The following is a 15,593-nucleotide window of genomic DNA, read 5'->3' on the forward strand; positions in this document are numbered from 1 at the left end:
ATCTTCTAAGATTACGATGCAGCTCGCTGTTCTGCTGCCGAATCCCCTGTCCATTTTCGCACCCAAACAAAATCCATAATCATCAGACCAAACGGGATGAAGGACGCAAACATAATAAAAAGAGGCCGCCGTATAGACCATTGCAGTGCTGTTTTTCCATAGATTAAAGCAACGAGGAGCAACAAAAAGCTCACCCGGTATATGTTACCAATCACCATAACCGCCTGGGTCATGCCCGAAGCTTGCAGGGGCTGGTGGGTGAATAGTATCGCCAAATAAGCTATAGCTTGAATCCAGAGCATGAGTCGGACACGCCCCAAAGGTGTTCTTAACACAAATTCAATCCCCTCTCCATAAGCAAGGATGTTCTCTCATCCTTTACACATCCTTTATTATAACGAAAAGATCCCCAAACTCCAACCTATCCATTTTTGAGTTTTGACCTAATGAGTTGTGTCTGATACAGTTGTGTAAGAGGTGATTATAAATGCTTAAACTGGGTATACTGGACCAGTCTCATATTCCTGAAGGCGGTACTGCTCAGGATGCATTATCCAATACAACAGATTTAGCGCGTGAAGCTGATCAACTGGGATATAGCCGTTATTGGGTATCCGAACATCATGCGTCCAAAACACTAGCGCACTCCAGCCCTGAGGTGCTGATTGCGCATTTGGCTGCTCACACATCACGCATTCGTGTGGGTTCAGGCGGTATTATGCTGCCACACTACAGCGCGTATAAAGTCGCCGAAAACTTCCGCTTGCTGGAGGCGCTCCATCCAGGACGCATCGACCTGGGAATAGGACGTGCTCCCGGTGGTTTACCCCTGGCTACTCGCGCCCTGCAGGAAGGCAAGTATCAATCTGTCGAACAATATCCACAGCAGATTCTCGATTTAATCGATTATTTCCATGATTCGGTGCCTGACAATCATCGATTTGCCGGTCTTCATGCCTCCCCGATGATATCGACCGTTCCTGAATTATGGTTGCTCGGCTCCAGCGGAGAGAGCGCCAGATTGGCCGCGATGATGGGTGCCTCCTATGCCTTTGCCCAATTTTTCGGGACTCCAGGTGGTGTAGAAGCTACCGCACGTTACCACGAGCAATTCCAGCCTTCGATCCTGGGTGATAAGCCCCATTCCATGGCGGCAGTTACGGTGGCCTGCGCGGAAACCGAAGAGGAAGCTGAGCAACTGGCGTCCAGTGCTAGTTTGTATTTCCTTTTGCTCATGCAAGGTAAAGAAATGAGTTCTCTTCCGTCGGTGAAAACAGCAATGTCCTATCCGTACACGGAGTTGGATCGTGAGCGGCTGCGTCAGTCCGCAGCCTGGCGTGTTGTTGGTACCCCTGAACAGTGTAAAGAACAGCTACTAAGACTGGCTGAGCAGTATCGTACCGATGAGTTACTGGTCGTTTCATCCATTCATGACTTTGATAAACGTGTTCAGTCCTACCGTCTGCTGGCCAAAGCTTTTGCTTTGGTATAGACGCAATTGAACGGAGGCTGAGCTTCAGAAACATAAAAACCCCCGCCTGCCTATGATGGCAACAGCGGGGGTTTGTCGTAGAGAGGGTCCATTGGAACCAACCCCTCTGCACAACGGAAGTAATTCAAGCACTACAAAAGTCGAATATCATATGGTACTTTGGTAGTACATAAACCGACACTGAAGGGTGGGTCGTCCCCTCCTAAAGTTCCAGTATCCATATACCAAAGACGTATGCTTTATACTCCAAAGCTTGGAAAGATTGTACCCTAAAGTCCCATATCTTTACTCGTTCCGATAAAGTTAGTACCGGTTGGATTCTAAGGTTCTATGCCCCAAACCAGCTTACCCTGTTGATATACGGTGCCATGGTTCCAGTCTACGAATGCTGTTTGGGTAGCGCCATAGGAGTAATCGTTGGTCTCATCAAAATTGCTCCAATTTGCAGCATGAATACGGGGTTGAATTTCTCCACTTTCCCCGCCGGGCTGAATCGTTCCCGCTCCATCTGTAAAAGAAATCTCCACATATTTATCAGCCTTGGCCTTTGGATTTGGCAATGTTACAAATGTTGCTTTTACCTTTTCATTGCCAATCCTGGCCCAGTCTACAAAAAACTGCTGAGCTTGTTTGCTTTCATCTGTGTAATAGTAGCGAATTTTTAGATCACTCAACTTCACAGCTGCTTTTCCTGTGTTTTTGATATTAAATTCAGGACGGATTGCGTTATCCTTGACATTTGTGTCACCGCTGCGATACTGAAGCACAATTCCTTGATCGTTACTGCCTGGTGTACTTCCTCCGTTGCCGTTATCGCCGCCGTTGTTGCCACCACCGTTATTACCGCCAGTGTTGCCATCTCCACCGTTATCCCCACTGTTATTTCCGCCTCCACCATTGTTGCTGGAGCCTTCCAGAATCGCCTGTTTTACGAATTTGCCAGAAGCGGATAATTGTGAATCAGGCCATCCGCCTTTACGATCAGCACCAGGCAACAGCGCAGCAGAGGTCTCATTTTTATCTGCCAGCGACCAGTTAGTCCAGCTGATTCCACGGCTTGCAAGAAAATCAGTCCATACTTTGGATTCATTCAGGAACGGACCACCGTTACCCGAAGCATCGCTTGTACCCCACTCGGTAGCAAATATGCCCACGCCTTTGTTCAGCGCATAATCGACCCGATCGCGCAAGTACTGTCCATGCGTACCCGCATAGAAATGTACGGTATACATTGTATTCTTGTCTGGAAGTGGATGGTCTGCTGCATCATGTACATCCTGACTCCATGTGCCTGTTCCTACAATAATAATATTGTCCGGGTCCTTAGCGCGAATAACCTGAGATACCTCAGACGCATAAGGTCGGATTTGATTGTTCCAGTTCACATTCCCATTTGGCTCATTGGCAAGTTCATAGATTACGTTAGGCAAATGGCCGTACTGAGTCGAAAATTCATTAAAGAAAGCTTTGGCTTCATTTTTATGAATGTTCGGATCGCCATCTGAAAGAATGTGCCAGTCAATAATGACGTACAAGCCCAGTTTCTGTGCTGCCTCAATCGCTTCCTTCACTTTATTTTTCAAAGAAGGGTTGGCAATATAACCATTTTCTTCAGTGTACAGTGCAACCCGGAATACGGAAATGCCCCAATCGTCCCGTAGCCATTTCATAGAGTCCTGATTTACCAGATCCCCAAACCATTGGACACCGTGAGAGCTAATACCTTTGAGTTGTACAGTTTTACCGTTTTTATCCACCAATTTACCATTTTTTACCGAAAGTTGTCCGTAACGTTCCACAGGGGTCGTCCCGGCAGCCTCTGCTGTTTGCGTATTCCAGTTGAATCCGTTCGTTAACGTTAATAGCAATACTGCTGTTAGCATCACCGCTACTCTTTTTGCGATCCTTGGCAGGACCCATTGCCCATTCATCATTTACACATTCCTTCCTTTTTATAAAGTAGATGAGACTTATCAGTACGTTGTTCTCCGCTCTTTCGCCCCCTCCTTCATACAACAAGAGGATCAGGTCCAAACATCGATGTCACTTACCTGTATATGGATGATACTACTATTATAGTTAGTTTCATGTTACATTTCGACTTTATGATAGAAAATGAACAGGAAGTCACGGTTTTGGGATGTGTTCTGCTTAGTTGGCTACTATAGAGTACTAAAGGGACAAAAGACTCATTTACCAATTGCGAAATTTGGAGAATTTTAGTTGTTTAATAAAAAAAGACTGCTTCCCGATGCCTTGGCTCGGTATAGCAGTCTTATAAATGATCTTATATGTGATCGAATAATGTTACAAATTTCGTCTTAACGTAGGATCTCCCTATTACCCCTGAGCAGTTGCTTGAGGTTCTTTGGTCGTCTGATCTTCCTTCATATCGCCGCCATCCGTCGCTTGATCTGTCAGTACAGTCTCAGATGAGTTACCTATTACCTTGTCAATAAGTTGCAGCCAAGGCTCTTCACTACCTCCACAGCTCTCAATATCACCGAGCAGGGACTCTAGCGTGGTTCCTTCTTCTGGCAAATCAATAACTAAACTGTCTTCGTCAACTTGGATGGTGCAGCAGGTTTTCATTGTAAATCCCTCGCTTAATTCATATTTGAGCATGCAGTAAGCTAGCTCAGATGGGATGAACTCCCATGGATTCCGGGATAAGCCCTTTGAATCCGTCTGAAATTATAAACCTAATGCACATCAATTGCAATGAACAAACCTTGAATTTTTAAGAATTAGCGAGTGTTACAGGCAGGAATGGATATCTAAACGAAGTGTTCGCGCCAGTAATTTTGGATTTATAGAATTAGTTCAAACATTCAGCAAGCTCCGTAAAAATCACTCCAAGCGCATAAGCCCCCGCGTCTGGATAACCAAGGCTTCTCTCTCCTACCGTTCCAGCACGGCCCATGCGCGCCACGATGTCTTCCGTCTTTTTGGCCCCTGATACAGCGGCTTGAGCACCTCTTATAAAGGCTGTCTTCACGTCAAAATCTAATTTATCGCTCTCCACCCAGCTATCCGCACATGGCACTAATGCATCTATAAGCGTTTTATCGCCAACGACGGCTCCTCTGCCGAAAGAACGTTCGCCTGTCGATTGTATACCTTGCACCGCAGCCTGCATCATATCTGCAAATTCGGAAACGGTGAGTTCGGTTCGTTCGTCCGCAGATCGTGCCGCTGCCCGAAATGCTGAGCCCCAGATCGGACCCGAAGCGCCACCGCAGTACTCCATGATGACGAGCGAGCATGAATGAAGAAAGGCTCCCATCGTCAAAGAATCTTGATTCAGGATGTCTCTCCATTCCCGTTTCAGCTGACGAAATCCCTTAGCAACGCTCATGCCAAAGTCTCCGTCGCCTGCATGAGAGTCAAGATCGCAGAAAGATACCTCATTCTTGATGATAACCTCACTCATCTTATCGACTAGGTAGATAAAATTGTTCAACGTAACTTTGTTGTTCTTAATAACCGCGAAGGCAGGGTCCGTTTCTACCTCAAAGGATACTTGCCGATTTTCGTCTGCTACAGTTGAAATATCCGTGAATACGACATGATCAACAGGTCCAGCCACCTTGAACGCAGGTGCGTTGCTTTCATAAGAGAGGAGCGTTTTCAGTTCGTTGTCCATCTTCATGATGGAAACCGAGATACCTGCCATATCGATACTCGTCATATAATTGTTGACAAAAGTACGATCGATCGTGATCCCCTTCGCTGCTAGTTCGCGAGTGACCGAATGGTTGAAAAGGTACAGTTCTTGCAGAGGCGTACCGCCGAAACCATTGATCAACAGGGCGATTTCTCCGCTGAAGCCAGTTTCGATCTGCATGTCTCTAAGGAGATCGGTTACCATTCTGCCTGCCAGCGTATCCGCATCCGTCAGCTTCTCGCGGCTGGTCCCAGGCTCGCCGTGAATGCCGACGCCGTACTCGATTTCATCATGCCCGAGCTCTAATGTTGGCGTGCCCTTCGCCGGCACGGTACACGAAGTCAATGCGAATCCGATACTGCGTACATTCGCAGCGGCTTTCTCGGCCACTGCTTTAACTTCCGCCAGACTCCGGCCCTCTTCCGCCGCTGCACCCGCGATCTTATGGACAAGTACCGTTCCCGCCACCCCGCGCCGTCCGACTGTATATAGGCTGTCTTCTACAGCGATGTCGTCCTCAACCTTTACATAGTCCACTTCCAGACCGTCTTCAGTGGCCAAATGGGCGGCGTTTCTAAAGTTCATAATATCGCCGCTGTAATTTTTAATAATCAGCAGCGCACCTTTTTTCCCGGTTGTCGCTCGGATGGCCTGATATACTTGAATCTGTGAGGGAGAGGCGAAGACATCACCGCAGACCGCGGCATCGAGCATCCCTTTGCCAACGAAGCCGGCATGGGCGGGCTCATGCCCGCTGCCACCGCCGCTGATGAGCGTTACTTTCTCCGCGTTCAATTCCTTTTTCTTGAGCACTTTGTATTTTGGCAGAAATTCCAATTCGGGATGCGCAAGCGCAATACCACTGCACATCTCAAGGACCAAATTTTCCGCACGGTTGATGACCTTTTTCATGCTACTTTACCTCCGCTTTGTACTGGCTCCCGATACGGTCGGCCGCAGCGATTGCCGCTGCAACCTGCTCCACTGTGATCGGAAACGGCATGGAATGAATCGATTCCTCCAGAATGCAGGCCTTTGCAGCTACTTCCATGAGTTCTTCCTGGCTGATATGATCGACGCCGATATCAGCCAAGCAGACCGGTAAACCGACGGCTAAACAGAAATCAAGTACCTGATGTAATTCTTCCGTCGGTGCATTTTCGAGCACCAGCTGTGCGATCGTGCCGAATGCAACTTTCTCTCCATGATAATAATGATGTGTGCCTTCCAAAATCGTGAGTCCATCATGAATCGCATGGGCCGCCGCAAGTCCGCCGCTTTCGAAGCCGAGGCCTGAGAGTAAAATATTAGTTTCAATGATATTTTCGAGTGCTTGCGTAACTTGGTTTTCATCACATGCCGCTTTTGCTTTGGCACCGTCTTTCAACAGCATTTCATAGCATAGCGTTGCAAGTGCAATCGCCGCATTCGTACCTACTGCTGGCGCACACTGTCCTTCGCGTACTCCGTTAGGCAGTCCGGCATTGACCCTGGAGTAAGAACGGGAAGTCGCACGGGCTTCAAAGTAAGTTGACAGTGCATCACCCATGCCTGATACAAGGAATCGGGTTGGTGCATTAGCGATAACGGTGGTGTCGACTAATACGACACTCGGACTTTGCTTAAAATAAGCGTAATCGTCAAAAGCGCCTTCCGGGGTGTAAAGAACGGCCGAGTGACTTGTCGGTGCATCCGTCGCAGCAATCGTTGGACAGATGATTAGCGCTTCCCCTTGAGCCACGCATTTCGCCGCGTCGATCGCTTTCCCACCGCCGAGACCTACGATACAATCGCATCCATTCGCAGTAGCAATTTCCTGAAGTCTAGACACTTCCTGTCTGGAACACTCACCCATAAAACCGCTTTCAATAAAGGTTACGTTATATTTACCCAAAGTGGAATCAAGCTTATCTTTTACCCGCGCCACATCATCAGAATGCGCAATCAGTAAAGCGGATTTGCCGAAAGTGCTCACATAGTAACCCAAATTCAACAATTCGTTTTCACCTTGTACATATTTGCTTGGGCTGATAAAAGCTTTTCTCATCTATAATTCCTCCTTATGATCGTGTTGGCTTCGTTCTGATTAAGACTATAACCGAACCATGTAAACTTTACATTGGAGGAATCAAGGAATATATTATAATTTACAATCGTATTTTTTTGCACTGAAGATCACGAATTATACTTTTTTGTTATTGCTTACAGAATAATTACCTATAAGGGATGAGAATCTTGATACGTGAACATTTGAGCATCCAGAAAATCTTTGATTTGAAAAAGTGGGAGCAGTTGCAAGATTCATTAGCATCCGTTACCAAATTAGCCATTCTCACCGTCGATTATAAAGGGAATCCCGTAACTAGCCACAGCCAATGCCAATCGTTCTGCAAGAAGGTTCGCCAAGATGAGAATCTCCTTCCCTACTGCCAAAAATGTGATTCTCGCGGTGGACTTGAAGCGGTGCGTTCCAACAAACCTTATATTTATCTCTGTCATTATGATATCATCGACATCGCGGTACCGATCATTATCGACGATAAGTACATCGGCGCCGTCATGGCAGGTCAGGTCCGCTTAGCCGATCCTTCGAGCGCCTTACATCTCGAGCAAATCCTCACCTCAAAAAATGAAAAACTGTACAGTTCCAAATGGGAAGAACTTAAGAACGACTACGCCGATCTGCCGTCCATGACCTATCAGGAAATTCAGACGATCTCCAGCATGTTATCCTTATTGTGTAATTATATTGTTGAAGAAGCGATGAACAAAAATCTTCTCGCAGAAATGTTCGAGAAGGCGTCGGCCACACAGTCCACTCCACAGTTGTCCGAGATCCTTCCTGGCTACTCGTTGGAGCATATCGAAAACCTTAAGAAAGAAATGAATAATTTCTTAGCAGATGCCTATCTGAATTCCTCAGGAGATGTGGATATTTCGTGCGGAAATCCCGTACTAAAACCCGCCTTCGAATATATTTTTGAGCACAAAGGTGAAACTTTTTCTCTGAAAGCCATGGCTGACTTGTGCCACATTAGCCCAAGCTATTTTAGTCGGCTGTTTGCGAAGGAAACGGGGGAGAACTTTTCCAGCTATCTTTCCCGCCTGAAGATTAAATGGGCGAAGCAGTTGCTCGAAGCTACAGATATTCCGGTATCCCAGATCAGTAGCGAGCTCGGCTTCAATGAGCCGGGGTATTTCATCAAAATATTCAAAAAGTATGAAGGCACAACGCCCGCGGTGTACCGAAAGTATTACAAAGGATAAAATAAACGAAAAACAGATGATTCACGGGCCTAACGTCACCATGATCATCTGTTCATATTGTTCTGCTCAAGTTACGTATCCATGTCGTGCTTCTCAGGCTGCCTGAGATTGTGATTTGCGCTCAATCACCATCCCCTTTTTATCAGCAATTTTATATTGGAGTGTTTTTTTATCTTTACTGTAGTGTTTCTGACTGATCCTGAACGTTCGTTTCATTGTGCAAAGTAAGGAAAAACATTACTGTTTTTAAGCAAAGTAAGCAATAAGTTTTCCTTCTTCTGGGTAATCACCATCCCACCCACATGGAAAACCACCAGCCTTATAGATTCTAAAAATTTGTTCGTAAAAATTTTCAATCTCACCATTTATTGCACGATTTATTGCGCAGTTTCTCAAATCTACTACAACACTTTCAAAAAAATCACTATAAGAGTCCGTTATTTGACTTCTAAGACCATCAGCTATTAATCCAGTTAATTCATCCAAACCACTAGGTTTTTGGGAAGAATCCAATTTATACAACTTCCCCTTAACTTTTCCCATTTCAAGTTGTCTTATATCAGACCAAGTATATTCATCTTCACCGAAAACTTCAGTAATGGCTAGCCTTTTCGCCTCTTCATATTGATTAATTGTAACAATATTTTGAGGCCTCTCTGTTTTTGGAAAATCCATCATAGAATTTGAGAATTGAATAACATCTTCAACTAAATTACTGTGTATTCCGTACTTCATAACTTATCAAACCACCTTTCCCACAAATCTATTGTTGCGCCCCCGCCCCTGTCCCAAACAGGCTTAATTTTATCTTTGTTTTTAGCTCTGTCAAGTAAATAATCATCCATACCTTTGGATTTTATTTTTTTCAATTCTTTTTGTAGATAATCATCTGTCATATATAGTGGTAGCCCTTTTTCTTGAAGCTTCCTCAACTTTTGTTGTAAATCAAAAACTTGCTTTTCAATAGCGGCTATATCTTGGTTTATATCTATTTTATTAAGTTTACTCTCTACAAAATCGCTATAAACTGAATGGTAGCCTTGATGCCTCGAGGTTGAGCTTGTATATTTATCTGGAACGCGAAGGAAAAAACCATTGGAGGCATGGTCCATATCCATTCCTATTTTTTCAATAACAGGATGTTCGTTAAACTCTGCTGGAATAATATGCTGTGCTTGATAAGGAGTACGCTTTGTAGACCTGCGTAACCCCATCTCTTCAAACATATTCTTACCTAACTTCGTGGAACTTCCCCCTGTTACCTTACCAGGAGTTCCCGGAATCAACCTCTTAGATTCGCCAGTTCCATCAACCTTTTTCGCCGAGTTCTCTTCCATTTCTTTCATGACCTTGTTGTAATTCTTCTGCACATCCGTCTGTGGAAGTGGTCCGCTGTCCATCTTATTAAGGTGCGGAACTGGCGCTCCGTTGGCTGTGGCCAACTTACCGGGGTTGAGGCCGTCTGCCATTTTACTTAGTTGCTCATTGAACTTCTGACCCAGTTTACTGCCGGTCTGCTCCAGTTTGGTTACAGCTTTACCAAAGCCTGCCCCGACCGCATCTACACCTTTGCTAATCCATTGCGGTGTAACTTTGCTGCTTACCTTTTCCGCGAATCCGCCGATGGCCTTGCCTACTTTGGAATCCAGTACGCCCACGGTGACAAAGCCCAGTCCTGCGTCTTTTGCTACTGAGCCCCAGTTGATCTTTTCACCACTTAGCACCTGACTCGCCAAATTTTCCGCGGCATTTGTTACACCGCCGATCGCTGCTTTTCTTAGCAACGTTCCTCCTACACCGAGTGGACCAAAGATCGCTCCAGACACTGCCCCGATCCCCGCTTCTTTTAAGCCGGTCAGGGCATAGTCACTAAAGTCGCTCACTTCCCCTCGGGCGATATCCGATGCCGCCAAACTCGCTACGCCCAAGCCGCCTGCAAGCAGTGCTCCTCCGGCTACCGCCGCAATGACCACCGTACCCGCTCCAAGCGTCGCTACCGTAATGGCCGCCACCACGGCTACAGCTGCCACAACCGCCAAACCGCCCAAAATATTCATCCCCAGCTTGCCCCAGTTAAACGGTTCAGGGGGTGGCGGCGGTGGAGGTGGCTCGCCTTCCTTCGGTTCATCATCAAACGGCGGGTATGCAGTTCGGTCGCTACCGTCCGCCCAGACGTTTCCTCCCAACACGTGGTATTCGTTTTCTACCGAAAGCCCCGTGCTTCCTCCTGTCTGATACGCCATGACCTGACTGGTTCCGTCAATAATGATTTTCTTCGGCGTATTCAGAATGATTTCCTGCTCTGCTTCTAACGATAACTTCTTGGGACTAGTTATTTCAATCCCAGTAGCATCGTCCAGACTCATCTGCAATGTCCCACCCGGATCACCCATGATATGGATGCGACCCGGTGCCATTTTCAGCTCACTTCCATGCTCCGTACCAAAATATCGATCATTGGGATTACTCGTTTTCGCGCAACCGTCTCCATTTGTACGAACCGCACCCAAAATCATTGCTCTGGAACCAGACGCATCTGGAAAATACAGGCTTGCCTGTGTTCCCACCTTTGGCATACTGTACATCGCACTTCCCGTTGGGGGAGCGAACGGGTACCAATGCGGCTCGGATACTCCATCATCCTTATCAATCGCCAGCCGTAGCTTCACTTCCTCTCCCCGTACCGCCAGAACCTCTCCTTCCAGAGAAATTCCGATCGTTTTGGGATTGGGGATGAAATCGCTGCGAATACCCTCCGCACGGGCCAACACATAACTGAATAGCAAATGCCCCTTTTCCATGCGGCTTCGCAATTCAGTTACAATCATCTTTTTCTGGCGAAATTGCACCTCGTCTCCAAGAGCATACCGTTCTCCGCTTTCGATCTCGTATTTGAAAAAGTCGGTATCATGTAGCCCGGCTGACGTTCCGCCTGCCCGCTGATAGCCCTTTAAATCTTTACTTGCCGTATAAGGCGTATCCTTCCGAATCGTTCGCTGGGTGCCAGCTGGCATGCCGAAATACAGCTTCGGCGCGGCGGACTCCCATATGTCGCTGACCACCACTGTATGTAAACGGCTCGCCATCCGTTTCATAAGCTCCCAGTCGGTTTCATCATATTGTAAAATGGCTTCGCCTACCGACTGCTCTCCGGTCTGGAACAAGACATCACTTCGCTCATAGCCTTGAGCAAGCTTATTCACTAACTGTTTATATGTTTGTTTTTCCTCAGGAAAAGACCGCTTTCTTTTGACAATATCCAGCTCAAATGAGCCACTGATTCCTTCTAGGGTAAGTGTATATACTCCATTATGGTTCTCAACTTCCACCATATGGACAACACCCTTAAATAAGCTGATTTCCTCTTGTCCATTCTGCGCATACACATGTAGCTGATCCTCTGAGGTCGCATCTAGCGCAGCCGTGGCATGACTCGACTCCTTACAAATGCCTGTGAGTGTAATACGCCCATGCTCACCCAGCTTCCACTCGATCTGAACATCCTTTAAGACCTGAATGGGGTAAGGGGAATTTATTCGAATCTGATCATATCCTATCATGTTTTCAAACCTCCCTTCCAGCTACTCCTCCTGCTGGCCATTCGTATGAAATTCGATAAATCCATGATATAAACAAGTCTGAAATGAAGAGGTCGTCAAGGCTGGCTGGCCTTCCACCTTTGTCGGTTCTTTTGTGTTTTTCCACTTATCCGTCAGCATCGGCAGGCATGGCTTCCCTGAGATTGTGGAGCCATCTTCGGCGATCAGATATATAGTCTCGGCACTCGGCTGTTCCGGACTGTTACAAATTCCAAAATGAGGGACATTCTCAGGAGAATAATCTCCTTCATTCATCATGGGTTTACCATTAACAAAAGCCCCGTGGCTGTTCGGCAAATTGATCTTTCGAGGATGGGTCCCGCAAGTGCAACGCATACAGGCCCCCCGTACGACATAATACTCATTATCTGACATGTTCCATTTCCCTCCCTATTTCACCTGGACTTGCTCCAAAGCGATCCCGGTATAATCACGCCGCAATATACTTTCCGCCACGTCTAAACGGACAATGATCATCGAGGTAGCACTCTCCTGGATTCTAAATATCTTGTGGCCCCGAATAGCATCTGCACGTAATATCATCTTTCGAAACACACTTTGATCCAAATTCCATTCGCTTTCTGGATGTACTGCTGCAAGCCGCTCCATAAAAGGAATATAGTAATTCTTCTGTATCCTCTGTTCGATCTGAGTAAGTATCGTTAATTTCATAGGCATCTCCGGCACATAGGCCTGGACAAGACGCTTTAAAGCATCTGAAATAAGAGGAATGGGACCTTCTAGATAATCAATAAAAATACTTTCTGCATCTGCCTTCACGTGAAACATCAATGGCTTGACAATATCCTCCGGCTGCAAATCATACAGCTTCCACGGATCAATCGTTTCCATCACCTTTTGTAGCGTAGGAACATTGGTATACCGCACATCCTGCTTTAAGAGGAAATAATCCATGAAGATTCCCCCTCTCGTGTCTCGGCTCCCTCACTATGCGTAAAACGGCACAATATTTCGCTATCATCTCGATATTCTCCAGCAAATATCGTGCATGCATTTGCTTTTGACATCCTTTCTAACGAAGGGGAAGCGATAAAAACTGGCATCTGGCTTTTCAAGAACTCAACAGTAAGCAGATGGTATTTGACCGCCTCAATTTGTTGAATTTGTTCAATATCCATTGTCGTGATCTTACGGGCATAATCTGATTTAAGCTGTTCCAGCTTAGTCATGCGATTGAACAGAGGCTCGAAAACAAAGTCTGCCGACCATTCCACAGCGCATTCAGTCTCATCCAGAAACCAATTTTCATCATAGGCATCTATACGATAAACCGCTTTATTTTTCATAACACGAGTTCTGAGTAAGGAGATATAAATATATCGAATATCCCCCTTACGACCTTGCTCGTGCTGATGGGTAGCGAGCTGGCATAGCGACTCTAAAGCTGCTATAAGCTCGTCTTCAATGGCTTGCTGGCGCGTCAGAAAGTTGTTTTCAATAAGAGCCAAATCATGTATCCATTCCGTGAATACGTGCTTTTCCAGCAAATCCTGCAACGCAGCATCCCGATCCATGAGCTTCATTCAATGTTCACCTTACCCCCGGTTAATCTCACATCGTCCATGATGTCGAGTTTGGCTCCGGATTGAATAAAACTCACGCCTTCTTTCCCCTCCATAATAATTTTCGCTCCCCCTGTAATTTGGATATCTTCCTGAGCAGACAGGGTTATTTTTTTGTTACTGTTAATTTCGATCCCGCCTTCATCCGTGAGGCGCATGAGCATTTGCCCACTATTGATAATTTCTACTGCACCAGGCTTGAAAACGACTTGTTTGCCGTACTTGGTACTGATACTTTTGACCGCAGGATCACTTCTTTTAACGGGATCAGAGGAGGCAAGATCGACAGAACTGGCGGCAAAAGCATTCTGCTCCCGTTCATCCGGAAAGTACAGACGAATTTGATCCCCTGCTTCCGGCATAACATACCAGCCGCTGCCATCAGGAGAAGAATAAACCGTAGAATAGGGAAACCACATAGCCCCGGATGCAGTCGAGCCTTGATCAATTTCCAGCTTGATTTTCACTTTTTCTTTGGAAATATCAATCACCTTGCCAAACAGAGAGGCTCCTGACAGATCATAGGCATAGACGGTTGGGCATTTTAACCCATGTGCATCCCGTAAAATGTAACGATTCACGATCAGATTTCCTTCTGTGGTCGTCTCCGCCCTAGCTATGTAAAGCGTTCTTTTATGAAAAATGACGGAACTGCCCAGCTCCAGCACTTTGTTGCTGGTCACTTCATAGCTCAAACTGTTAGACTCGCCATATTCCGGCAGTCCGTTACGGGACATGAGCTTGTGCTCCTTCAAGTCTTTTTTTATGGAATAGTTATGTTCGTTCAGCGGTTGAGGGGCACTAGAATGGGGGACACCAATCACATATTTCAATCCTTGTTGCATCGTAATTGGAATTAAAGCAGCATGTAGCCGAGAAGCAATTCTTTTGACAAAAGCCCAGTCTGTTTCATTGTATTGCACTAATAATTCACCGATAGCTGCGCCATGAGAAGCCTCATCAATCACTTCTGCATCAGTATATGAACTTGTAACATGCGAAAATAGATTGTTATATGAATCTCCTGTTTTTTGGAATGAACGACGTTTTGGGCGAACGTCCATCATTAAGGTTTCACTGCTAGCCTCAATCGTAAGCTCGCGTACTCCGTTTACAGCTTTTACAGCAATATTCGTGACGATTCCCTGAAAAAACCGGATCTCCTTGCCTTCACTTTTTAAGAAGACTTCGATGTGCTCATCTTCATCTGCTTTTTCTACGTATTGATCCAGCTTGTCCTCCGAAACAATTCCACGTATGCAGAAGCTCACATGTTCGTTTAACTGTTTAATAAGATGGATACTTAATACACGCTGAAACTGATAAGGGGCCACCTGAACATCTGCTGTGGTGTAAATGGGGTTACTCATTCATATCCCTCCTTTTCTGCCTCGTCAACCGTTTGAATGGTACGAATCATCTGCAGGGCGACATCCCGCCATTCAGCATACTGCTTATACGGACAACAAAATGTTCCCATGACCGTCTTTCCTTCCAGCTCAAAGTAGAACATATTGTGGTAGATGGGCTGGTCCAGCGCAGGACTTTTAAAGTCAAAATAGCCAATCTGCTTACCATGTACCTCTTCTATTTTTTCTTCATAAAATACATGTGCAGGATTCATATTTTTCATCATTGCCTTCATGCCAGAAGTGAGCTGTTCCACCCATTCATCTTGTAGCGTCTGGTCCACCCGATTCAGGGTAACATCCACACTGCCCAAATCATTCGTCAAAATCATTTCTGGACGTTGCTCATGAGGATATTTGATCTTTTGCAAATGCTTGGGCATTGGAGTAAAGATAGAGGGGACATGCATTTTCAGCCGATCCTTAAAGAAAGATCGCTCTTCAAACACATAGGATTGACCGTCAATGATTATGGGTCCTGCTAAAATATTGTTAGGCCTCTTCAGCTTCTCCATCTCACGGAGCTGATCCAAAATCTTTTCATCCTCATATTTCATAATGCACACTCCTCTACCT

General features: G+C 45.9%; 14 protein-coding genes. 2 read left to right on the forward strand and 12 right to left on the reverse strand.

All coding sequences use genetic code 11. The features are described from left to right. Positions 1-11: 11 nt before the first annotated feature. Positions 12-335, reverse strand: a complete 324-nt coding sequence (locus G9G54_RS15000) for a DUF3817 domain-containing protein (protein ID WP_165178663.1) — start codon at positions 333-335, stop codon at positions 12-14. 152 nt (positions 336-487) lie between these two features. Here G9G54_RS15000 and G9G54_RS15005 point away from each other — a divergent pair, with 152 nt between their 5' ends. Continuing rightward, positions 488-1,492: an LLM class flavin-dependent oxidoreductase gene (locus tag G9G54_RS15005; RefSeq protein WP_165178664.1), complete on the forward strand. Its 1,005-nt coding sequence runs from the start codon at positions 488-490 to the stop codon at positions 1,490-1,492. 320 nt (positions 1,493-1,812) lie between these two features. Here G9G54_RS15005 and G9G54_RS15010 read toward each other — a convergent pair whose 3' ends face one another. From G9G54_RS15010 to G9G54_RS15025, 4 genes are all read right to left on the reverse strand, one after another. Then, positions 1,813-3,426 (reverse strand): cellulase family glycosylhydrolase, encoded by a 1,614-nt coding sequence (locus G9G54_RS15010; protein ID WP_165178665.1) that lies wholly within the window; start codon positions 3,424-3,426, stop codon positions 1,813-1,815. A 406-nt stretch (positions 3,427-3,832) separates the two neighbouring features. After that, entirely contained in the window at positions 3,833-4,084 is a 252-nt protein-coding gene (locus tag G9G54_RS15015) for a hypothetical protein (protein ID WP_025723818.1), read from the reverse strand. 226 nt (positions 4,085-4,310) lie between these two features. Further along, the gene (dhaK, locus tag G9G54_RS15020) at positions 4,311-6,071 is read right to left on the reverse strand and encodes a dihydroxyacetone kinase subunit DhaK (protein ID WP_165178666.1); all 1,761 of its coding nucleotides are present in this window, start codon (positions 6,069-6,071) and stop codon (positions 4,311-4,313) included. A 1-nt stretch (position 6,072) separates the two neighbouring features. Next, on the reverse strand, positions 6,073-7,206 hold the full coding sequence (locus G9G54_RS15025; RefSeq protein ID WP_165178667.1) for a glycerol dehydrogenase: 1,134 nt from the start codon (positions 7,204-7,206) through the stop codon (positions 6,073-6,075). Positions 7,207-7,394: 188 nt separating this feature from the next. On the opposite strand from G9G54_RS15025, the gene G9G54_RS15030 reads away from it, so the two are divergent. Beyond that, a complete protein-coding gene (locus G9G54_RS15030; RefSeq protein ID WP_165178668.1) occupies positions 7,395-8,426 on the forward strand; it encodes a PocR ligand-binding domain-containing protein in 1,032 nt (343 codons plus the stop codon). Between the two features lie 246 nt (positions 8,427-8,672). On the opposite strand, the gene G9G54_RS15035 is transcribed toward G9G54_RS15030, so the two are convergent. From G9G54_RS15035 to G9G54_RS15065, 7 genes are read right to left on the reverse strand one after another with little or no spacing between them, the layout of a single operon-like run. After that, the gene (locus G9G54_RS15035; RefSeq protein WP_165178669.1) at positions 8,673-9,161 is read right to left on the reverse strand and encodes a hypothetical protein; all 489 of its coding nucleotides are present in this window, start codon (positions 9,159-9,161) and stop codon (positions 8,673-8,675) included. Next, positions 9,158-11,986 carry an AHH domain-containing protein gene (locus G9G54_RS25720; protein ID WP_238808095.1) on the reverse strand — a complete coding sequence of 943 codons (2,829 nt, stop codon included), beginning with the start codon at positions 11,984-11,986 and terminating at the stop codon, positions 9,158-9,160. Before G9G54_RS25720 ends, G9G54_RS15035 begins: the two co-directional genes overlap by 4 nt. A gap of 21 nt (positions 11,987-12,007) precedes the next feature. Next, a complete protein-coding gene (locus tag G9G54_RS15045; RefSeq protein ID WP_165178670.1) occupies positions 12,008-12,400 on the reverse strand; it encodes a DUF4280 domain-containing protein in 393 nt (130 codons plus the stop codon). Between the two features lie 15 nt (positions 12,401-12,415). Beyond that, positions 12,416-12,940 carry a hypothetical protein gene (locus tag G9G54_RS15050; protein WP_165178671.1) on the reverse strand — a complete coding sequence of 175 codons (525 nt, stop codon included), beginning with the start codon at positions 12,938-12,940 and terminating at the stop codon, positions 12,416-12,418. Further along, positions 12,922-13,569 carry a hypothetical protein gene (locus G9G54_RS15055; RefSeq protein ID WP_165178672.1) on the reverse strand — a complete coding sequence of 216 codons (648 nt, stop codon included), beginning with the start codon at positions 13,567-13,569 and terminating at the stop codon, positions 12,922-12,924. Before G9G54_RS15055 ends, G9G54_RS15050 begins: the two co-directional genes overlap by 19 nt. Then, on the reverse strand, positions 13,566-14,978 hold the full coding sequence (locus G9G54_RS15060) for a phage tail protein (RefSeq protein ID WP_165178673.1): 1,413 nt from the start codon (positions 14,976-14,978) through the stop codon (positions 13,566-13,568). The genes G9G54_RS15055 and G9G54_RS15060 overlap by 4 nt, the downstream gene beginning before the upstream one ends. Beyond that, positions 14,975-15,574: a hypothetical protein gene (locus G9G54_RS15065; RefSeq protein WP_013311463.1), complete on the reverse strand. Its 600-nt coding sequence runs from the start codon at positions 15,572-15,574 to the stop codon at positions 14,975-14,977. Before G9G54_RS15065 ends, G9G54_RS15060 begins: the two co-directional genes overlap by 4 nt. Positions 15,575-15,593 lie beyond the last annotated feature (19 nt).

The sequence above is a fragment of the Paenibacillus sp. EKM212P genome (assembly GCF_011066115.1).
Lineage (GTDB): Bacteria > Bacillota > Bacilli > Paenibacillales > Paenibacillaceae > Paenibacillus > Paenibacillus polymyxa_B.